The sequence below is a fragment of the Nonomuraea bangladeshensis genome (assembly GCF_039529455.1).
Lineage (GTDB): Bacteria > Actinomycetota > Actinomycetes > Streptosporangiales > Streptosporangiaceae > Nonomuraea > Nonomuraea bangladeshensis.
In genome coordinates, this window is record NZ_BAAAMV010000014.1 from 35,460 (window position 1) to 54,066 (window position 18,607).

23 protein-coding genes are annotated in these 18,607 nt (G+C 71.9%); 15 read left to right on the top strand and 8 right to left on the bottom strand.

What is annotated here, in order from left to right:
* Positions 1–85: 85 nt before the first annotated feature.
* From purB to ABD292_RS40415, 3 genes are all read left to right on the top strand, one after another.
* Positions 86–1,516, top strand: a complete 1,431-nt coding sequence (gene purB / locus ABD292_RS40405) for an adenylosuccinate lyase (protein WP_344217116.1) — start codon at positions 86–88, stop codon at positions 1,514–1,516.
* 10 nt (positions 1,517–1,526) lie between these two features.
* A complete protein-coding gene (locus ABD292_RS40410) occupies positions 1,527–2,279 on the top strand; it encodes a GNAT family N-acetyltransferase (protein WP_344217119.1) in 753 nt (250 codons plus the stop codon).
* Positions 2,280–2,402: 123 nt separating this feature from the next.
* Entirely contained in the window at positions 2,403–3,383 is a 981-nt protein-coding gene (locus ABD292_RS40415; RefSeq protein WP_344217121.1) for a DUF4037 domain-containing protein, read from the top strand.
* 6 nt (positions 3,384–3,389) lie between these two features.
* On the opposite strand, the gene ABD292_RS40420 is transcribed toward ABD292_RS40415, so the two are convergent.
* Genes ABD292_RS40420 through ABD292_RS40430 form a run of 3 tightly spaced genes read right to left on the bottom strand, consistent with a single transcriptional unit; the run spans position 3,390 to position 5,305 of the window.
* Entirely contained in the window at positions 3,390–4,181 is a 792-nt protein-coding gene (locus ABD292_RS40420) for an SRPBCC family protein (RefSeq protein ID WP_344217123.1), read from the bottom strand.
* On the bottom strand, positions 4,178–4,501 hold the full coding sequence (locus ABD292_RS40425) for an ArsR/SmtB family transcription factor (RefSeq protein WP_344217125.1): 324 nt from the start codon (positions 4,499–4,501) through the stop codon (positions 4,178–4,180). Before ABD292_RS40425 ends, ABD292_RS40420 begins: the two co-directional genes overlap by 4 nt.
* A 45-nt stretch (positions 4,502–4,546) precedes the next feature.
* Entirely contained in the window at positions 4,547–5,305 is a 759-nt protein-coding gene (locus ABD292_RS40430) for a MerR family transcriptional regulator (RefSeq protein ID WP_344217127.1), read from the bottom strand.
* A gap of 296 nt (positions 5,306–5,601) precedes the next feature.
* Between ABD292_RS40430 and ABD292_RS40435 the strand changes: the two genes are divergently transcribed.
* The 4 genes from ABD292_RS40435 (at position 5,602) to ABD292_RS40450 (ending at position 7,686) form a co-directional block, all read left to right on the top strand.
* Positions 5,602–6,096 (top strand): ATP-binding protein, encoded by a 495-nt coding sequence (locus ABD292_RS40435; protein WP_344217129.1) that lies wholly within the window; start codon positions 5,602–5,604, stop codon positions 6,094–6,096.
* 639 nt (positions 6,097–6,735) lie between these two features.
* The gene (locus tag ABD292_RS40440) at positions 6,736–6,987 is read left to right on the top strand and encodes a helix-turn-helix domain-containing protein (RefSeq protein ID WP_026215115.1); all 252 of its coding nucleotides are present in this window, start codon (positions 6,736–6,738) and stop codon (positions 6,985–6,987) included.
* A 43-nt stretch (positions 6,988–7,030) separates the two neighbouring features.
* Positions 7,031–7,171: a hypothetical protein gene (locus ABD292_RS40445; protein WP_344217132.1), complete on the top strand. Its 141-nt coding sequence runs from the start codon at positions 7,031–7,033 to the stop codon at positions 7,169–7,171.
* A 59-nt stretch (positions 7,172–7,230) separates the two neighbouring features.
* Entirely contained in the window at positions 7,231–7,686 is a 456-nt protein-coding gene (locus ABD292_RS40450; protein ID WP_344217134.1) for a nuclear transport factor 2 family protein, read from the top strand.
* On the opposite strand, the gene ABD292_RS40455 is transcribed toward ABD292_RS40450, so the two are convergent.
* Together ABD292_RS40455 and ABD292_RS40460 are read right to left on the bottom strand one after the other, a co-directional pair.
* Positions 7,680–8,429: a phytanoyl-CoA dioxygenase family protein gene (locus ABD292_RS40455; protein ID WP_344217136.1), complete on the bottom strand. Its 750-nt coding sequence runs from the start codon at positions 8,427–8,429 to the stop codon at positions 7,680–7,682. The genes ABD292_RS40450 and ABD292_RS40455 overlap by 7 nt on opposite strands.
* A gap of 70 nt (positions 8,430–8,499) precedes the next feature.
* Positions 8,500–9,429, bottom strand: coding sequence for a radical SAM protein (locus ABD292_RS40460; protein WP_344217138.1), 930 nt, complete (start codon positions 9,427–9,429; stop codon positions 8,500–8,502).
* Positions 9,430–9,570: 141 nt separating this feature from the next.
* Here ABD292_RS40460 and ABD292_RS40465 point away from each other — a divergent pair, with 141 nt between their 5' ends.
* The 7 genes from ABD292_RS40465 to ABD292_RS40495 all read left to right on the top strand — a co-directional run bounded on the left by ABD292_RS40465 (position 9,571) and on the right by ABD292_RS40495 (position 13,770).
* Positions 9,571–9,897 (top strand): DMT family transporter, encoded by a 327-nt coding sequence (locus tag ABD292_RS40465; RefSeq protein WP_344217140.1) that lies wholly within the window; start codon positions 9,571–9,573, stop codon positions 9,895–9,897.
* 11 nt (positions 9,898–9,908) lie between these two features.
* Complete coding sequence (locus ABD292_RS40470) at positions 9,909–10,466, top strand: TetR/AcrR family transcriptional regulator (protein WP_344217143.1); 558 nt, start codon at positions 9,909–9,911, stop codon at positions 10,464–10,466.
* 20 nt (positions 10,467–10,486) lie between these two features.
* Entirely contained in the window at positions 10,487–11,041 is a 555-nt protein-coding gene (locus ABD292_RS40475) for a GNAT family N-acetyltransferase (protein ID WP_344217145.1), read from the top strand.
* Positions 11,038–11,334, top strand: coding sequence for a DUF952 domain-containing protein (locus ABD292_RS40480; protein WP_344217147.1), 297 nt, complete (start codon positions 11,038–11,040; stop codon positions 11,332–11,334). The genes ABD292_RS40475 and ABD292_RS40480 overlap by 4 nt, the downstream gene beginning before the upstream one ends.
* Before the next feature lie 661 nt (positions 11,335–11,995).
* Positions 11,996–12,250: a hypothetical protein gene (locus tag ABD292_RS40485; protein ID WP_329577730.1), complete on the top strand. Its 255-nt coding sequence runs from the start codon at positions 11,996–11,998 to the stop codon at positions 12,248–12,250.
* Positions 12,251–12,798: 548 nt separating this feature from the next.
* On the top strand, positions 12,799–13,191 hold the full coding sequence (locus ABD292_RS40490; protein ID WP_344217150.1) for a nuclear transport factor 2 family protein: 393 nt from the start codon (positions 12,799–12,801) through the stop codon (positions 13,189–13,191).
* A gap of 72 nt (positions 13,192–13,263) precedes the next feature.
* Positions 13,264–13,770, top strand: coding sequence for a MarR family winged helix-turn-helix transcriptional regulator (locus ABD292_RS40495; RefSeq protein WP_344217152.1), 507 nt, complete (start codon positions 13,264–13,266; stop codon positions 13,768–13,770).
* A gap of 42 nt (positions 13,771–13,812) precedes the next feature.
* On the opposite strand, the gene ABD292_RS40500 is transcribed toward ABD292_RS40495, so the two are convergent.
* A complete protein-coding gene (locus ABD292_RS40500; protein ID WP_344217154.1) occupies positions 13,813–14,757 on the bottom strand; it encodes an NADP-dependent oxidoreductase in 945 nt (314 codons plus the stop codon).
* Between the two features lie 737 nt (positions 14,758–15,494).
* Between ABD292_RS40500 and ABD292_RS40505 the strand changes: the two genes are divergently transcribed.
* Entirely contained in the window at positions 15,495–16,469 is a 975-nt protein-coding gene (locus tag ABD292_RS40505; RefSeq protein WP_344217157.1) for a C39 family peptidase, read from the top strand.
* Between the two features lie 396 nt (positions 16,470–16,865).
* Here the strand turns inward: ABD292_RS40505 and ABD292_RS40510 are convergent, their stop codons facing one another.
* Together ABD292_RS40510 and ABD292_RS40515 are read right to left on the bottom strand one after the other, a co-directional pair.
* Positions 16,866–17,954 carry an LLM class flavin-dependent oxidoreductase gene (locus ABD292_RS40510; RefSeq protein WP_344217159.1) on the bottom strand — a complete coding sequence of 363 codons (1,089 nt, stop codon included), beginning with the start codon at positions 17,952–17,954 and terminating at the stop codon, positions 16,866–16,868.
* A 67-nt stretch (positions 17,955–18,021) separates the two neighbouring features.
* Positions 18,022–18,510 carry a hypothetical protein gene (locus ABD292_RS40515; protein WP_344217161.1) on the bottom strand — a complete coding sequence of 163 codons (489 nt, stop codon included), beginning with the start codon at positions 18,508–18,510 and terminating at the stop codon, positions 18,022–18,024.
* Positions 18,511–18,607 lie beyond the last annotated feature (97 nt).

The following is an 18,607-nucleotide window of genomic DNA, read 5'->3' on the forward strand; positions in this document are numbered from 1 at the left end:
GCCCGGTCGCCGGCGACGGCGGCCGGGCCTTTCCCCGCCCCCGGGCGTGCGACGTGACCGGTGCCGATGCCTACACTTGTCGAACGTGACTTCCAAGCCGCGCATCCCGAACGTCCTGGCCGCCCGCTACGCCTCGCCGGAGCTGACCCGCCTGTGGTCGCCCGAGTACAAGATCGTCGCCGAGCGGCGGCTGTGGCTGGCGGTGCTGCGGGCGCAGGCGGAGCTGGGCGTCGCGGTCCCCGACGGCGCGGTCGCCGACTACGAGAAGGTCGTCGAGCAGGTCGACCTGGAGTCCATCGCGGCGCGCGAGCGGGTGACGCGCCACGACGTCAAGGCGCGCATCGAGGAGTTCAACGCGCTGGCCGGGCACGAGCAGGTGCACAAGGGCATGACCTCGCGCGACCTGACCGAGAACGTCGAGCAGCTGCAGATCCGCGACAGCCTGCTGCTGGCCCGCGACCGCATGGTGGCGCTGCTGGCGCGGCTGGCGACGCTGGCGAAGGAGCACGAGGCCACGGTGATGGCCGGCCGCTCGCACAACGTGGCCGCGCAGGCCACCACGCTCGGCAAGCGGTTCGCGACCGCGGCCGACGAGCTGCTGGTCGCCTACCGGCGGCTGGAGGAGCTCATCACCCGCTACCCGCTGCGCGGCATCAAGGGCCCCGTCGGCACCGCCCAGGACATGCTGGACCTGCTCGGCGGCGACCGGGCCAAGCTCGCCGCCCTGGAGGGCCGGGTGGCCGAGCACCTGGGGTTCGCCGGCGCCTTCACCAGCGTCGGGCAGGTCTACCCGCGCTCGCTGGACTTCGAGGTGCTGACCGCCCTGGTGCAGGCCGCGGCGGCGCCGTCGTCGCTGGCCAGGACGATCCGGCTGATGGCCGGCCACGAGCTCGTCACCGAGGGGTTCGCCGAAGGCCAGGTCGGCTCCTCGGCCATGCCGCACAAGATGAACACCCGCTCCTGCGAACGGGTCAACGGCCTGGCGGTCGTGCTGCGCGGCTACGCCTCCATGACCGCCGAGCTGGCGGGCGACCAGTGGAACGAGGGCGACGTGTCGTGCTCGGTGGTGCGGCGGGTGGCGCTGCCGGACGCGTTCTTCGCCTTCGACGGGCTGATGGAGACGATGCTGACGGTGCTGGACGAGTTCGGCGCCTTCCCCGCCGTGATCGCCGCCGAACTGGACCGCTACCTGCCGTTCCTGGCCACCACGAAGATGCTGATGGCGGCCGTGCGGGCCGGGATGGGCCGCGAGCAGGCCCACGAGCTGATCAAGGAGCACGCCGTCGCGGCGGCGCTGGCGATGCGCTCGCGCGGCGCGGCCAACGAGCTGCTGGACCTGCTGGCCGGCGACGAGCGCTTCCCACTGGACCGGGAGCGGCTGGACGGGCTGCTGGCCGACCGGGTGTCGTTCACCGGCGCGGCGGCCGACCAGGTGGAGGCCGTCGCCCAGCGGGTGGCCGAGATCGTGGCCGCGCATCCGGAGGCGGCCGCCTACCGGCCGGGCGCCATCCTGTGACCTGCCCGCAATGGTGACGCGGGAGCTGCGCACCCCCGCCGACGTACGGTCGGCGTGCGGGGACGACGACCTGGTGATGTGGGCGGCCCAGGGACTGCGGCCCGGCGCGCGGGCATGGGCGGCGGGCGGCGCGGTCGCCGCCGGCTGCCCCGGCATCTCACGCTGGGACCGGCTGGTGGTGCAGGGCCCGCCGCGCGACGCCGCGCCGCTGGTGCGGCACGCCCTGGCCGAGCTGGGGCCGTCGTACCGGCCGCTCGGCGAGGCCGAGCTGATCCGGCAGGTCGCCGGCGCGGTGGACGGGCTGCGGGCGGGGCCGTGCTTCTCCTGGATGAGCCTCACCGAGCTCCACCACGACACCGGCGACACCGGCGACACCGGGGAGGACGGGGTGGGGTGGCTGGACGGCGCCGAGGCGGAGATCACCGCGCTGCTCGCGGCCGACGCCCCCGACGCCTACGCCGTGCCCGGCGGCGCCGGGGTGCGCCGGTGGGCGGGGCTGCGCGACGGCGGCGTGATCGCCGCGGTCGCCGCCGACGCCTGGTCGGCCCCGGACGTCGGGCTGCTGGCCGGCGTCGCCACCCGCGCCCCCTACCGCGGGCGCGGCCTGGCCGAACGGGTGTGCCGGTGGGTGTCGGGACGGCTCATCGACACCTACGGGCGGGCCGCGCTGATGGTGGACGACGACAACCCGGCGGCGATCCGCGTCTACGAGCGCATCGGCTACCGGCGCCGCCAGGTGATGACCTCCTCCGTCACCACCTGAGAGCCCCCCAGGGGGCAGGGCGAAAATCGGGTGAGGTTCGGGCGGTGCTGGTGCAGAGTTGACGGCGTGATGTCCGATTTCATGCCGGGTATTGAGTTGTCGCGGGCTTTCTACCATGAGGTGGTGGCGCCGCTGGTGCCGCGGACCGCGCACAGCGCCGCGCTGGTGGGGCCAGGGTCTGAGGTGCTGGCGTTCGACACCGCCCGCTCGGCCGACCACGACTGGGGGCCGCGGGTCCTGCTGTTCGTGCCGGGCGAGCAGGTGGCCGAGGTGGAGGCGCGGGTGCTGGCGGGACTGCCGGAACGTTTCCACGGACTGCCGACCGTGTTCCCCTATCACGGCCGGACCCGGCCCGGCGTACGGGTCTGCGAGCCGGGCGCGTGGCTGCGCGAACACCTGGGGTTCGACCCGCGGGCGGGCATGTCGCTGCTCGACTGGCTGTCGGTGCCGTGGCAGCGCCTGGCCGAGGTGACCCGCGGCGAGGTCTTCCACGACGGCCTCGGCGCGCTGGAGGCGGCGCGGGCCGCGCTGCGCTGGTATCCCGAGGACGTGTGGCGGTACGTGCTGGCCTGCCAGTGGCGGCGCATCGCCCAGGAGGAGCCGTTCCCCGGCCGGTGCGGGGAGGTCGGCGACGAGCTCGGGTCGGCGGTCGTGGGGGCGCGGCTGGCCCGGGAGGTGATGCGGCTGGCGCTGCTGCTGCGCCGCCGCTACCCGCCCTACGCCAAATGGCTCGGCAGCGCCCTGGCCCGCCTGCCCGGATCGGCCGAACTGGGGGAGTGCCTGGGAGCGGCGGTGTCCGCGCGGTCGTGGCGGGAACGGGAGGAACTGCTGTCGGGCGCCTACACCCGCCTGGCGGCCCTGCAGAACCGGCTGGCGCTGGCCGAACGGCTGGACGAGGGCGTGCGCGGCTTCCACGACCGGCCGTTCCGGGTCATCGGCGGCGACCGGTTCGCCGAGGCGCTGATGGCGTCGGTGTCGGACCCGGCGATCCGGGCGCTGCCGGTCGCCGGATGCGTCGACCAGCTGTCGGACTCCACGCAGGTGCTGACGGAGTCGGGGCGGGCGCGGGCGCTGACGGCGGCGGCGCTGGGCCTGACCGCCTGAGTCTTCTCAGCTTTCTCCGGCGAGTTCCGCGGCGAGTTCCGCGGCCCGGGAACGCCAGGCGGGCAGCGCGGCCGGGTCGCCGGTGCAGGTGAGGACGAGACGGGCGCCGTGGCCGGTGCCCTCGCCCAGCTCCCAGCGGACGCCGCCGCCCGGCGTCCCGTACTCCAGGAGCTTGCCGGGCTCGGCGCGGGTGACGGGGCCGGCCGGGACGGCGGGCACGGTGAACGGGGCGGGCGGCGGCTCGCCGACGGCGGCGCGGTCGCCGCCCAGATGCCGCCAGACGTGATCGGCCGGGCGGACGAGCTGGCGTTCCACGCGTACGGTGCCGCCGTCGCAGGTCGCGCCGTCGAGGCCGAGGATGTGGACGTAGTCCTCGTGCAGCCGCCCCATTTCGGGCGGGCCGGCGGCGGGGGAGCGGCCGTCCAGGTGGGCGAGCATGGCCATGAGGCAGGTGTGCCAGCCGGCGGCGAAGCTGGCGGCGCCGTACCGGTCGGAGAAGGTGTGGGTGAGCGTGAGCAGGGTGCCGCCGTCCTCGTCGGGCTCCAGCTCCCACCGCAGATGGTCCTCGCCCCAGGTGTGGGCGAACAGGCGGGGCGGCTCGCGGTGGGTGACGCGGCCGTCGGGGCCGAAGCCGTAGCCGATCCGCTCGCCGTCGATGGTGACCTCCGTGGGGAACCAGGCGGCCAGGTGGTCCGGCTCGGTGAGGGCGCGCCAGACCTTCTGCGGCGGGTGGGGCAGGCGGCGGCGCATGCGCAGACAGGTGCGGCCGTCGGGGTGGAGGGTGAGGTCCTCGTTCATCGCACGTCCTCCTCGGGCTCGTCCGGCATGGCGTCCAGATGGGCCTCCAGCCGGTCGAGGCTGCGGGTCCAGAGCCGGCGGTAGGGGGTGAGCCAGGCGTCGATCTCGGCCAGGGGAGCGGGGGTGAGCTCGTAGAAGCGGCGCTGGGCGTCCTTGCGGACGGTGACCAGGCCGGCGCGGCGCAGGGCGCGCAGGTGCTTGCTGGTGCCGGGCTGGGTGAGGCCGAGGCTGTCGGTGAGCTCGGTGACGTTGCGGGGGCGTTCGAGGAGCAGGTCGAGGATGTGCCGGCGGGCGGGCTCGGCGAGGACGTCGAAGGGCATGCCAGCGAATATACCCGCTTGATTATATGCCCGCAAGGGCATGTATCAGGGGTGGCGGTCCGCGTTGGCGTGGATGGCCTCCCGCACGTAACCGGCCAGGCCCGGCAGGACCGCGTCGAAGAACGCGGTGAAGCGGACATCGGTGACGTACAGGTCGCCGAGGCGGCGGTGCAGGTCGTGGCCGCAGTCGTAGAACCAGCGATGCACATGGCCGCGGTGACGTTCGGCCAGGTCCATCGCGTGCTCGCCGCCGGCCGGCAGCCCCGCCTTGCACGCCTCGGCGAGCGCGCCGGTGATCGCCGACGCCTCGGCCTTCAGCTCCAGCCAGTCGGCCCTGCTGTAGGAGGCCACCCGGCGGCGGCTCTCGGCGTAGCGGGGGTCCGCGCCCCAGCGGGCGGCGGCCTCCGCCTCGTGCTCCTCGGGCCGGAAGCCGCCGAACACCTCGAAACGCTCGGCGGGGGTCAGGGTGATGCCGCTGGTGTGCGCGTGGATGGCGCGTTCGACGGCCGCGATCACGTCGCCGAGATGGCGGGCGCGGGCGGTGAGCAGCTCGTGCTGGCGGCGCAGATGGGTCAGCTCGTCGGCCCGCGGCTCGTCGAGGATGACGGCGATCTCCTCCAGGGGGAAGCCGAGCTCCCGGTAGAGGAGGATCTGCTGCAGGCGGGCGAGATCGGCGTCGGTGTAGCGGCGGTAGCCGGCGCGGGTGCGCTCGGTGGGGGCCAGCAGGCCGATCTCGTCGTAGTGGTGCAGGGTGCGTACGGTGACGCCGGCGAGGCGGGCGACCTGACCGACCGACAGACTCATGCCTCCCACCATGGACCCTCACGAGGGGTGAGGGTCAACTCCTTTGCCGGGTACGGGCCCGGACCGTACGTAGGTACTCATATAGGGATTTCTCACCTCTTGGTGGGGCGGGGTGTGAGGGCATGGTGAAGGAGAACCCCGGAGACGGGACGCACCAAGGATGGGGGATCCGACATGTGCCAGCACCAGCCTCCGCACCCGCCGCCCGGCACCACCCGCCGGCCCGAGCGGGGAGGGGACCTGCCACGCAACGGCGCCGCCCGCACCCCGGCGGCCCGGCACGACGGGCGATCGGCATGAGTCCCGCCTGCACGGCCATGCCCGCCGCCATGCCGGCGCTCCTGCCGGCGCTGATGCCGCAACTCATGCCCGCGTACATGCCCGCCTGCCTGCCCACGTCCATGCCCATGGTCGCGGCGTCGTGGACGCTGCCCGCCACGCCCTCCTCGGTGCCGCGCGCCCGCCGCGCGGCACGCGGCCTGCTCGCCGAGTGGGACCCGCCCCGCGAGACAGCAGAGGCCGCCGAACTCCTGGTCAGCGAACTCGTCACGAACGCGGTCCGGCACGCGCACGGCCCCGTCGTGCTCAGCATGTGGGCACGCGACGGCCGGCTGCGCTGCGAGGTCGCCGACACCGACCCCCGCCCGCCCCGCCCCCGCCGGGCCGGCGAGCAGGACGAAGGCTCCCGCGGCCTGGAGCTGGTGCAGGCACTGGCCGACGCGTGGGGGAGCACCCCCTCACGGCGCGGCAAGGTCGTCTGGTTCGAGCTGGCCGCGCCGGGGTGCGCGTGAGGTTCCCCTGCTCACGCGCGCCCCGGCGCCGCGCCCTCACCCGGTCACGCCAGGCCCGCCCCATCGGCAGGCAAAAACTTGCTGTGGGTTTTGGCAGGAACTGCCCCGGATAAGGGGCCGGACATAACCTGGGGACGACGGCGGGCGGCGGCGCACGAGGCGCACGCCGGCTCCGCCACTGTGAGGCGCCATGACAACGGTGACGACCAGCAGCATCCGCCCCGAGGGGCGAACACGGGAGACGACGCGTCCCGGCGCTCGCCGGGACCGGCATCGACCTCCGGGACGGCCCGGCGGAGGAACCCGCGCCGACTCGCGAGGACCACGCGGCCCGCGTACGCTCCCGCAGGCCCAGGACCTGCGGACAAGAGCGCGCCCGGCGCCGCGCTTATTACCACGAGCGGCCCGCCTGACCTGCGCGCGGCCCCGCCCGGACACGGACCGCGCGGTCACCACGGCGGTCACCACGGCGGTGACACGCCGGCCGGCGCGACACCCGTCGCAGCCGTCCCGCCACGCCGGACAGCGCCGCCCGCGACCCTGCGAGCACGGCCACCGGCCTGCCGCGTCACTCGACCACCGGTTATTACCCCGGTGAGCGAACGATAACAATACCGGTAACGGTATAGAGTGAGCCTCATGGTGCGACCACCGCTGACTCCCGAAGAACGGCTCCGCGGCGAGCACCTCGGCACGATGCTCCGCCAGGCCCGCGGCGAGCGCAGCATCGTCGAGGTCGCCGCCGCCGCCGGCATGTCCGCCGAAACCCTCCGCAAGATCGAGACCGGCCGGATCGCCACACCCGCGTTCTTCACCATCGCCGCGCTGGCCGACGTCCTCGGCATCTCGCTCGACCACCTCGCCACCCGCACCACGCCCGCCCCCACCTGACCCGGCGTCCGCCCAGCTCAACCCCCTTGTTACCGTCGGTCACATGGACACGGGGGAGCGCCGCCCGCCGCCCAGGCCCAGCCTGCCGCGGCGCCTGCTCATCCTGGCCGCCCTGGCCACGGTGATCCTCACCGCGGCCGCGCTCGGCGCCGCCTCCTTCCTGCTCACCACCACCACCCGCTGACGGGTTGCACGTCTGATCCCCGCCAGCGCGCAACCGCCCCGAGCGGCGAGGCTGGCGCCATGAGCACCACCACCGATCACCACGACGCACCGGCGGCCGACGCCTGGACGGTGATGCAGAAGTTCTACGCCGCCGAAGCCGCGTACGTCGCCGCAGGCGGACCCGGCAAGGCGAGCTACGACCAGGTCGCCGCCCACCTCGACCCGGAAGTGACCCTGCACCAGGCACCCGGGCTCCCCTTCACCGGCACCTGGCACGGCCACGACGGCATGGAACGGTTCCTGGCCCGCTTCAGCGAGACCTGGGAATCGATGGAGTTCCTGGAGCAGGAGCACTGGGGCGACGAGCACACCGTCGTCGTACGCAACCGGGTGCGCTTCCGCGCCCGCGCCACCGGACGGGACGTCGACACCCTGATCGTGCAACTCATCACCGTCAGGGACGGCCGCATGCTCGAATGCCGCCCCTTCTACTGGGACCCCGCAGCCATCGCCGCGGCCTGCGAAAGTCAGTAACCGGCCGCCCGCGCCAGCGGCGAGCCCGCACCCGGCTCCAGCGGACGCGACAGGAACACCGGCGCCTGCGCCATGAACCGCGGCTCGGCCCCCAGATGCTCCTGCGCCGCGTGCACCGTGAACGGATGCACCACAAACACATCACCCGGAGAACCGGTCGCCAGCGCCACCGGCCGGTCCCGGCCCACCTCCTCGAACGCGGGCCCGATCTCCATCACATCCTGCACCCGCTCGTCCAGCAGCGCCGCCATGTCCCGCTGCGAACCCACCCGGATCCGCGTCGGCGCGTCCTGCGGCCCCACCCGCGACAGCAGCACCAGCAGCAGCAACGTGTGCGGCCGGCCGCTCACCCCGTACGTGCCGTCCGCGCGCGGGGTGTTCGCGTCGATGTGCCAGCCCCGATCCTCCGCCGGCGGCACCCGCGGGAACCGCACCGCGATATTGCCCACACTGCCGCGCGGCAGCCACCCGCCCGCGCCCGCCACCGCGTCCAGCGCCGACGCCAGCCGCGCGCTGCGCACGATCTGCCCGAACGGCCCCTCACCCGTCATGTCAGCCGTCCACACCACCGGCTGCGTCCACCCCGACGGATCGTCCGGCGACAACCCGATCCGCTGCCACAACAGCGCCCGCGCCGCGTCGGCCACCTCGCCCGGCACGACCGACCCCACCTTGACGAACCCGTCGGCCACGAACGCCTCGACGTCCACTCCGGCGCCGCCGCCCATGCTGGTCTCGTTCATGCGCCGGAACGCTAGCAGCGCCCACCCGGCCGGATCGACCCGATTTCCCCCGCAAGGGGGACAGGCACGCTCAGACGAGCGAGAGCTGCGCCACCCGCGGCTCCCGCACCCGCGCCTCACCCGGCCCGAACGCCATCCCGTACACCTGGCACAACTGCGCGATCTGCCCCGTGATGCGCCGCTCGTAGTCCGGCGACGGCAGCCCCGCCCGGTCGTACAGCTCCTCGTAACGCGCCACCAGATGCGGATGCGCCGCACCCAGCCACTCCAGGTACCACGCCCGCGTCCCCGCCGGCAGCCGCAACACCACCGGCTCCACCGCCCGCGCCCCCGCACCCGCGATCCGCCGCACCGTCGCCCCCAGCTGGTCGGCCGCGTCACTCAGCAACGGCAGCACCGGCGCCATCAGCACCCGGCACTCCACCCCGGCCTCCGCCAGCGCCGACACCAGCTCCAGCCGCGCCTGCGCCGTCGGCGCCCCCGGCTCCACCGCCCGCCGGATCCGCTCGTCGACGAACGCGATCGACACCGCCACCCGCGCCCCCGCCTCCGCCAGCAACGCCGCGTCCCGCAACACCAGCGCCGCCTTCGTGTAGACGGTGAACGGCACCCCCGCCTCCGCCAGCGCCCCGATCACCCCCGGCATCAGCCGGTAGGTCGCCTCCGCCTCCTGGTAGCAGTCACCGCTGACGCCCACCGCCAGCTCCTCACCGCCCCAGCGCGCCAGATCCGCGCGCAACCGCGCCACCGCGTTCGGCTTCACCACGATCCGGGTGTCGAAATCACGCCCCGCGTCCAGCCCCAGCCGCCGATGACCCGACCGCGCCCCGCAACCCCGGCACGCGTGCGCACAACCCCGATAGGGGGAGACCGCCCACTGCTGCGCGATGCCCGCCACCGCCGGCACCCGCTCGATCATCGTCCGGGCCTGCGTCTCGTAGAAGCCGTCGCGCAGCACCGCGCGCCGCTCGATCAGCGGTCGCTCATCGGCGGCGTCCACCAACGGAAGCGCGTCCCAACCCACACCCTCCAGTGGAACACGTATTCGACTGCCTTTTCAAGCAGTTCCGCCACACCCGGGGGAGCGGAGCCGCACGATAAACTGGGACACCCGTACCAGTTCACCCCCAAAAGGAACACCATGGCCTGGCTCCTGCTCGCCCTCGCCATCGCCTCAGAAATCCTCGCCACCAGCGCACTCAAACTCAGCAACGGCCTCACCCACATCGGCTGGACCATCGCCGTCGCCGCCGGCTACATCACCTCCTTCACCCTCCTCGCCCAAGCACTCAAACTCCAACTCGACATGGGCACCGCCTACGCCGTCTGGTCCGGCGCCGGCACCGCCGCCATCGCCCTCATCGGCGCCGCCTTCATGGGGGAGACCCTCACCCCGTACAAGATCGGCGGCATCCTCCTCATCATCGCCGGCGTCATCGTCCTCAACCTCGCCGCCCGCACCCCATGACAACGCACCCCATGAAAACCCCCAACCCCGCCACCCAGGCCCGCTCCCGCCGACGCCGCGCCACCCTGCTCAACACCGCCGTCGACCTCCTCGCCGAAGGCGGCTTCGCCGCCGTCACCCACCGCGCCGTCGCCCAACGCGCCCACCTCCCACTCGCCGCCACCACCTACTACTTCACCTCACGCGACCAACTCCTCGCCGAAGCCTTCGCCCAGCTCGTCGAGACCGAACTCACCACCACCGCCACCCTGATCACCCACCACGGCCTCACCGGCCTGCCCCACGCCCTCACCACCGACACCGACCGCACCCGCCAGCTCGGCCTATGGGAGCTGTACGTCCACGCCGGCCGCGACCCCGTCCTGCAACACATCGCCCGCCGCTGGACCGACGGCTGCACCCGCCTCATCGCCCAAGCCCTCGACCTGCCGGAAACCGACCCCCGAGCCCGCCTCCTCTACACCACCCTGTCCACCCTCTGGCTCGAACTCGTCGTCGAACAACGCCCCGCCGAACAAGCCCGCACCCTGCTCACCCACGCACTCGAAACCCTTTTGCCACCCCGCTGACCAATCCCTACACTGCCCCCGTGCTCCAACCCACCTACCCCATCACCACCCCACGCCTCACCCTGCGCCCCTTCACCACCGACGACCTCGACGCCGTCCACGCCTACGAATCCCGCCCCGACGTCGCCCGCTACCTCTACTGGGAACCCCGCGACCGCGACACCAGCCGCGAAGCCCTCGCCAAGAAAGCCACCCGCACCGCCATCCACGCCGAAGGCGACGCCCTCGACCTCGCCGTCACCCTCACCCGCACCGGCGAGCTCATCGGCTCCGCCCTGCTCGTCTGGACCAGCGACACCCACCGCCAAGGCGAGATCGGCTACATCCTCCACCCCGACCACCACGGCCACGGCTACGCCACAGAAGCCGCCCGCGCCATGCTCGCCCTCGGCTTCACCGGCCTGCGCCTGCACCGCATCACCGGCCGCCTCGACGCCCGCAACACCGCCTCCGCCCGCGTCCTCGCCAAACTCGGCATGCGCCACGAAGCCACCCTCGTCGACAACGAGCACGTCAAAGGCGAATGGACCAGCGAGACCATCTACGCCATCCTCGAGACCGAATGGACCCCATGACCATCCACCACCTCGCCCTGGCCACCGACTGGCACCACGCCACCGGCGCGGGGGAGTACCGCATCTCCACCCTCGGCCGCACCCTCGACGAGGAAGGCTTCATCCACTGCAGCCACGACCTCGACCAGCTCCGCCAGGTCCACGACCGCTACTACACCCACGTCACCGAGCCCCTGCTCGTCCTCGACATCGACCCCACCGGGCTCGACATCCGCACCGAGAACGGCTACCCCCACCTGTACGGCCCGCTACCCGTGACCGCCGTCACTCACGTCCGGCCCTACACCACCTGATCAGCGAGACGACAGCGGGGGAGAAGCACCCCACAACGGACACCCGCACGTCCGCACCCTGGCCGAACGCCTCGGCCCGTGACCACGGGCACACCGGTGACCCCGGCGGCCTGCCCGCGCAACGACAAAAACCCGTCAGCGCACCCGCTGACGCAACCCGTTAACGAACCACCCGCAACGACGCCCCACGCGGCCGCCCCGCAGCCACCATCGGCGGCATCGCCGGCGCCGCCTCAGCCACCGGAACAGGCTCCTGCGCCGGCACCCCCGGCCTCGGACGCGCCACTTCCCGCGTCCGCTCCTGCGCCACCCGCTCGGCGCAACCGCCCCCGCAATAACCGTTCGTCACGATCAGCCGCCCCCGCAGCTTCGTGTACGCCTCCTTACCGGAAGCGGGCAGAACCCCCTGACACACCGGGCATAAGACGGACTCGATCCCCATGTGCTGCTCCTCTCGCGGCGCGAATAGCAGGAGCTCCACCCTAAATCGGCGATCCCGCGCAAGGACAGCGATTCAACACAAGGTCAACCTTCCCGTCAGAACCCTGCGGAGGGGGACCGGGCCTGCCGGGGCCGATTCCGGTCTACTTGACATAATGTTCATTATCGAGCAAACAGACATGTGCCGACTAAAGCACCCCGCACCGGGAAGACGCACCGCATGTACCCCCTGGAGATCACGACCCCGAGCCTCATCGCGCTCACGGCCGTCATCACCGCAGCCGCCATCTGGCTCGCCATCCTCGCCGTGCGCCTGACCCAGCGGCCGCGTAACCGGCTGAACCCGAGCATCGATCTTGTCGACCAGGCTCGTGAGCTCAAAGCCCTCGGCCAGATCCAGGAAGCCGTCTTCCTGGTACGCGGCGAGACCGGCATGAGCCAGCGGGCCGCCGCCCGGTTCGTCAACCGGCTGTGAAGGTGGTTTGCCGGGGCCGCTCCCCGGCGAGACTGCATAATGCCGGAAATAGTGCGATACCGGACAGAATGTGGGTTCTGTCCGGTTAGTGACGAACGCATTCTTGCCTAGACCCGCACTCGGCGAGACCGTTGTTGTGCCTCCCCTGCAAGGATTGGACGCCCAGCGCGATGCTCAGCTCGCGACAGCTCCTGGTGCTCGCCAACGACCTGCGCTGCAGCGGACCTCGACTGACTTGAAGACTCGACGGACCTGACGAGGAGCACGCACTCATCCGGCGCCTCTCCCCCGCAGGCCGAACCCGAGGCTTCTGCGCATGGCGGAAGCACCAGCTGGATGAGCAGGACTGGCAGGCGCGACGCGCCCTCGTTGAAGGCCGGCCGGCGGTCTTTGTCGTGCAGCAGGGTCTGGGAGGCTCAGGCCGGTCGCGCCGCTGGCCACGGGCCAGCGCGGTCCGTCAAGCCCAAGTAGGCTCTCCAGCGGATCGGCGCGCGAGGCGGGGAGGCATGATGACGACCGGAGAGCAGCGTTTGACCGGAGATGGGACGGTGACGCGCCCGCCGGCGGGTCAGGTGCACGCCGGCGCGATCGACGCCTTCATCGCCGCGGCCAACACCGGCGATCCGGATCGCCGGGCCCGGCTGCTCAGCCTGGCGCTCGCCCCCGATGTGTCGTTTCATGGCCCTCTCGGCCGGGGGGTCGGGCGCGGTGCCGTGGAGGACTTCATCACCGAGGTGGTGCAGAGCTACCCGGCGGGCCGGTGCCGCATGGTGCGGACGACGGTGGTCGACGCGCCTCATGAGTGGGCCAGGTTCGGCTGGCGTTTCGAGTCCGCTGACGGCACCGCGGTGCTGAGGGGCACCGACATGGTTCATTTCACCGCTGCCGGCGACATCGACGAGATCGTGGTCTTCGCCGGACCTCTGCAGCAGGAGGGCTGAGAGCCGGCGCGCTGCGGCGCGTGGTGCTTTCGCGGCCGGGCGGTGCGAATTCGAAGCAGTAGGGTGAGGGGCGTGAGCGATCCGACGGCCGGCCTGAACAGTGAGCAACTTGGCGCCTACTTCGCCTTGATGGAGGTCAGCAGCCTTCTGCAGTACGCGGTGGAGGAGCACTTGCGGGCCGACGGTGATCTCAGCTGGGTGCAGTTTCAGATTCTGGCCCGGCTGGTGGACGCGCCGGAGGGCAGGCTGCGGATGACGGACCTGGCGGACGGTGTCGTGTACAGCCGTAGTGGTCTGACCTATCAGGCGGGTCTGCTGGACAAACGTGGCTTGATCACCCGCTCGCCGTCGCCGGAGGACGAGCGCAGTGTGATGGTGGCTGTCACGGACGCCGGCCGGGAGCTGGTCGCGCGGGTGCTCCCGGGGCATGTCGCTCAGGTGCGGGGGTTGTTGTTCGAGGCGATGAGCGATGAGGACCTCGTCGCGCTCGGTGGCGTGCTGGCCCGCGTCCGCGCTCACATGCGCGCCACCCCGCCACGTTCTGCCAAACGCCGGCCCGGCCGCAGCCGGGCCGGATGACCCGTCTCCCCCGCCGTGGCCATCCCTCTTCTGTGGCGGCGGTCAGGTGGTGGGTGCGACGATGACGACCTTGCCGTGCAGTTCGCCTGCGGCGGCTTGGGTGTGGACCGCCGGCAGTTCGGCCAGCGGGACGTGGCGGGCGACGTCGACACGTAGTTCGCCGGAGTCGATCAACGCTGCCAGTTGCTCCAGTTGGCCGGCGTCGCTGCGGACGAACAGGTCGATGCCCCGTACGCCGTGTTCGTCGTCGGAGGGCGCGGGCATCCAGACGGTGGTGTTGACCAGCACTCCCCCGGGCCGGATGAGGGTGAGCAGTGCTGCCAGCCGCTCCGGGTCGATCGGGGCGAGGTTGAGGGCGGCGTCGACCGGCTCTTTCACCGCCGTGTTCACCTCGGTGGTGGTGTGGTCGATGATCTCGTCGGCGCCGGAGGCTTTGACCTGCTCGTGGCTGCGCGGGCCGGCGGTGGCGATCACGTGCGCGCCGGTCCGCTTGGCCAGTTGTACGGCGTAGCCGCCGACTGCTCCGCCTGCGCCGTTGATCAGTATGCGCTGGCCGCTGGTGAGCTTGGCGTGGTCGAAGAGGGCCTGCCAGGCGGTGAGGCCGACCACTGGGAGTGCGGCGGCGTCGGGCAGCGGGATGCTTTTGGGTGCCGGTGCCAGGATGTCGGCGGGTGCGAGGACGTACTCCGCGGCGGCGCCGGTTCCCGTCATCGGCAGGAAGGCGACGACCTCGTCGCCGATCTCGACGCCTTGCACGTCCTCGCCCAGGGCGTCGACTGTGCCGGAGACGTCGAGGCCGGGGGTGTGCGGGAGTGTGACCGGGATGGGGACTTGCATGAAGCCTGCGCGGATGTTGCCGTCCACCGCGTTGAACGATGTCGCGGCGACCCGGATCCGTACCTGTCCGGGGCCGGGGACGGGCTGGTCCACTTCTTCCTGGCGCAGGACTTCGGGGCTGCCGTACTGGTGGAAACGCACTGCCTTCATGGCGGGGCTCGCTTTCGGAGAGGTGTTGCTTCGAACTCGAAGCATCTGGTCGTTACTCTAGACCCGCTTCGAATTCGAAGCAACGTGAGAGCCTGTGGGATGGAACACAGTTCCGCTCTGACGGTCACGCCGGACGGGGTGGTGATAGGACGGCTGCCCTGAGACGCATGCGAGTGCGTTGGCGCAGGCCGGCCCCCTGTTTGGCGGCAGAAATGTCCGCGATGGCCCGGCGGGCGGAGCCGGCGACGGGATGATGACGCACACGCCGTCGATATCGGTCACGTTTTCGCGGCCCCAGCGCCCGCCCGGACGGTGTCTTCTCCTTGACTCGATCCGTTGACGGGCGACGCTCGCAAGGTTACGGTCAGGACCGTTATCGCGCACAAATGAACGCCATCACGGAGGTGGTGCTGTGCAGATCCTCGTGAACAGTCCCTTAGCGGGAGCGGAGCGGCAGCGGGCCCGGCGCTTCTTCGATCGGGCGGAAGGCAGCGGGTGAGACGCGCCCTGTTGCACAGAACGGACCGCGGCGGTGTTTCTCACGGTCCTGCGGGGCGGCTCGTTGCCCACCCTCGACACCGTGCAGCCCGGGACGATCACGGCGAAACGCCTTCTCCCTGCCGCATCGACAGGCCGGCGAAGGCGGCGACCGTGCTGCTGACGGTGGCGATCAATGAGCGGCTGAACCGGGTCGCGGTCCCGCGGCCGCGACGAACCCCTGCAAAGAAAGCGAACCCATGCGAAGGATCTTCACCGCGTTACTCGCGGTCCTGACGGGGACGGTGCTCGCCGTCGTCGCCGTGCCCCCGCTACCCGCACAGGCCGGGATCTGGCACGAGTACCCGCCGGCGGCGAACAGAACCTGCAGCGAAACTCGCGTTCACAACGGCACCGCCTATCAGGTCTGCCTGGAGTTCAACTCCGCCCGCACGCAGGTCCGCAGCGTCGCCTTCATCAACCCGGGCGCGTACACCAACTTCCAGGTGAACCTGCGGCTCACGTTCGGCGGCGGCGGACCGGACATCTCCGACTCGTGCCCCACGATGACCACCAACGCCAGCCGGGCGTGCTACACCGCCTTCACCGACCTCAGGCGTCCCTACGTCGTCACCCAGGCGACGTTCGGCATCGCCGGGACGTGGCAGCTTCCGGTCCGGGCCCTGGACATGAGGCTGTCGGCCAAGGAGCAGGAACGGGCCAACTGGTGCGGGCCGGGCGTCGTACAGACCACGCTGTCCACGATCGGCATCTCGGCTCCGCCCCAATCGGAGCTGGCCGACAAGCTCCAGACCGAGGAGACTCTCTTCGGCGCGACCATGCCGGGCAGGATCCCCGCCGCGATCAACTCCTACATCCCCGACTCCGACTGGCAGTACAAGTGGGAGGAGATCTACGTCGCCAACGGCCAGACCTACGAGGCGGGAATCGACCGGATCGTCACGTCCCTGTCGCGGGGCAGGCCGGTGATGATCCTGGTGATCCCAGGCAAGCTGCCCTGGTGGAACTCCGCCACGCCGCTCCTGCGGCACTACCTGACCATCCACGGGTACGGCGGCGTGGTCCACGGCGACGGGTCCGTGCATCCTTCGACGTTCAAGGTCGCCGACCCCGCTGACGGCAGCGAGCACTCCATCGACGTGGACCGGCTGCTGCTGGACAACGCCAACCTCGCGTGGAACTGGGTCGATCACGTCGCCATCGTGCGAACCTGACCCGGGCGCGAGGGGGCGTCCGCCGTACCGCGGGAGGAGGTCGATCCGGCGTTCGGCGTTCTCGTGAGCTCACGTCCTATGCGGCCTGACGCTGTTGATGTCGTCGGGCGGCCTGGGGAACGTGGTCGTCGAGGGCCGGCTCGGCCCTGAGACGCGGCCTCGGCGCGGACGACACGCACGGGTCCTGCTGGATCTGACGGCCGGGCTGTGGCGGGCTCGGCCGTTCCCGGCGCCCGAGCCGGCCGGCTCTCCGCGCGACCAGCGGACCGCCTACTTCGCCACCATCGACGGACGGACGGCCGCCCGCGTCTCCCCCGCGCGCTTCGCGTCGGTGGGGTCATGGACCCCGTGCGCTACCGGCAGGACTCTGCTCGACGGCGGCCGCGTCCCTCCCCGTCAGGGCAGGCGGCATTCCGCGGCGGCCTGCTCCAGCACCGCGAGTTGCGCGCCGGCTTGTTCGCCGCGGGGCCACAGGACGGCCAGAGTCGAGATGCCGAGCTGCGCGTACCGGCCCAGGCAGTCGCGGAACGCCTCGATCGAGGCCAGCGGGCGCTCGCCCCCGTACCCCAGCACCGCCAGGCGGGGCAGGGTCTCCGGGGGGCGGCCCTGTTCGGCGCAGATCTCGTCGAGGAGGGCGAGCTGGCGGCGTACCTCGGCGTGCGGGGTGCCGGCATAGGTGGCCGGGTTCTGGCTGATGTCCTGCGTGATCCACAGGTCGGCGTGGCGTACGGCCAGTTCCATGCCGCGTCTGGCGGTGGCGGCGACCGCCAGGGGCGGCCTGCGTGCTTCGCCGCCGCCGATTTCGACCTGGTGGGCGGTGAAGTGGCGGCCGGCGAAGTCGGCGGTGTCGCGGGTCAGCAGCAGGTCGATGAGCTCGGTCCACTCGGCGAAGCGGGCCGTGCGTTCGGCGCGGTCGAGCGGGGCGCCGCCCAGGGCGTCGGAGTCCGCGCCGGGGCCTCCGGCGCCGAGGCCCAGCACGAAGCGGCCCTCGGAGAGGGCGTCGAGGGACAGGGCGGCCTTGGCGGTGGTCACGGGGTGGCGGAAGTTGGGCGCGGTGACCATGGTGCCCATCCCGATGCGGGAGGTCGCCGCCGCCGCGGCCGCGAGGGTGGTGTAGGACTCGTGCCATATCGGCCGGTCGTTCAGGTTCAGGTGGTCGTACAGCCAGCCGCGGCCCAGCCCGAACTCCTCGGCCTGGAGCCATTCCTGGCGCATGTCGGCCCACGGGGAGTCCGGCCACATGATCACATCAAGGTTCACGCCGGTCACAGTACTCGTGGGGCCGTAAGGGGTCCGGCACCAGATCGGGGTCTGGGCGGCCGGGCGGGAGGCTCGTTCGAGGAGTGCCGGTGAGGGGGCCGGCAGGTCCTCCCGGAGCGTGGCGGCGGTGGTCGGCGCGGTGATGTCCGCGCCGGTCGCGTCGGGACGGACAGCCACCCGACGCGCGGGGGCGAGGGCTACCAGGTGGTCGCCTGTGCCGGCCATGCGCAGGCAGGCGTTGCGGCGGAAATGGCCCCGGCTCCTCCTGGGGCTCGGCGCCGCGCCCGGCCTCTCACGGCCAGAACTGCAGGGTGATCAACGTCCGCTGGGCGACGTCCGGTGGGAACGCTCCGTGGCCGAGCCGGTCGCGGTGGACGCGGACGTTCCATCGCCGGTCGGGCCGGCCGAGGTCGAACCTGCTGCCGGTCAGATCGGTGCCGGCGATGTCCTCGGGCTGGATGATCCCGGATTCCAGGTAGACGGTTCCCTGCCAGGTCGAGGCCGCGGGCGGGTGTGTCGGCGGCTCGCCGTCCCACACCTCGTACTTGATGATGCAGCCCTGCTCGATCGGCTCGTCGATGGCGATCCAGTTGTCCTGGGCCGTGGCCCATCCTCCGGGCTCGATGGCGTAGGTGTCAGGGGATTCCTCGGCCGCGGTGTCCACCACGCCGGCGAAGCCGCGGATCGGGTCGTCGTCTAGCAATTCACTGATCAATGCGGCCATGTTGCCGGCCTCCAGCGGTTCGAGGGTGGTGGCGGTGCCGAGAACGGGGGTCATCATCCCACCTCGTCGGAGGGTCACGGCGCTAGCGAGTTGTGGGTGGATGTGTATCTCGTCCCTCCTGTGGTAGGTGGTGTTCGGCGCGTCGGGGACTCCG

Coding starts and splice junctions, on each gene's coding strand:
- ABD292_RS40410 (WP_344217119.1), top strand. CDS start 1,527: ATGGTGACGCGGGAGCTGCGCACCCCCGCCGACGTACGGTCGGCGTGC.
- ABD292_RS40420 (WP_344217123.1), bottom strand. CDS start 4,181: ATGAACGAGGACCTCACCCTCCACCCCGACGGCCGCACCTGTCTGCGC.
- ABD292_RS40425 (WP_344217125.1), bottom strand. CDS start 4,501: ATGCCCTTCGACGTCCTCGCCGAGCCCGCCCGCCGGCACATCCTCGAC.
- ABD292_RS40430 (WP_344217127.1), bottom strand. CDS start 5,305: ATGAGTCTGTCGGTCGGTCAGGTCGCCCGCCTCGCCGGCGTCACCGTA.
- ABD292_RS40435 (WP_344217129.1), top strand. CDS start 5,602: ATGAGTCCCGCCTGCACGGCCATGCCCGCCGCCATGCCGGCGCTCCTG.
- ABD292_RS40440 (WP_026215115.1), top strand. CDS start 6,736: ATGGTGCGACCACCGCTGACTCCCGAAGAACGGCTCCGCGGCGAGCAC.
- ABD292_RS40445 (WP_344217132.1), top strand. CDS start 7,031: ATGGACACGGGGGAGCGCCGCCCGCCGCCCAGGCCCAGCCTGCCGCGG.
- ABD292_RS40450 (WP_344217134.1), top strand. CDS start 7,231: ATGAGCACCACCACCGATCACCACGACGCACCGGCGGCCGACGCCTGG.
- ABD292_RS40455 (WP_344217136.1), bottom strand. CDS start 8,429: ATGAACGAGACCAGCATGGGCGGCGGCGCCGGAGTGGACGTCGAGGCG.
- ABD292_RS40465 (WP_344217140.1), top strand. CDS start 9,571: ATGGCCTGGCTCCTGCTCGCCCTCGCCATCGCCTCAGAAATCCTCGCC.
- ABD292_RS40470 (WP_344217143.1), top strand. CDS start 9,909: ATGAAAACCCCCAACCCCGCCACCCAGGCCCGCTCCCGCCGACGCCGC.
- ABD292_RS40480 (WP_344217147.1), top strand. CDS start 11,038: ATGACCATCCACCACCTCGCCCTGGCCACCGACTGGCACCACGCCACC.
- ABD292_RS40485 (WP_329577730.1), top strand. CDS start 11,996: ATGTACCCCCTGGAGATCACGACCCCGAGCCTCATCGCGCTCACGGCC.
- ABD292_RS40500 (WP_344217154.1), bottom strand. CDS start 14,757: ATGAAGGCAGTGCGTTTCCACCAGTACGGCAGCCCCGAAGTCCTGCGC.
- ABD292_RS40505 (WP_344217157.1), top strand. CDS start 15,495: ATGCGAAGGATCTTCACCGCGTTACTCGCGGTCCTGACGGGGACGGTG.
- ABD292_RS40510 (WP_344217159.1), bottom strand. CDS start 17,954: ATGGCCGGCACAGGCGACCACCTGGTAGCCCTCGCCCCCGCGCGTCGG.
- ABD292_RS40515 (WP_344217161.1), bottom strand. CDS start 18,510: ATGATGACCCCCGTTCTCGGCACCGCCACCACCCTCGAACCGCTGGAG.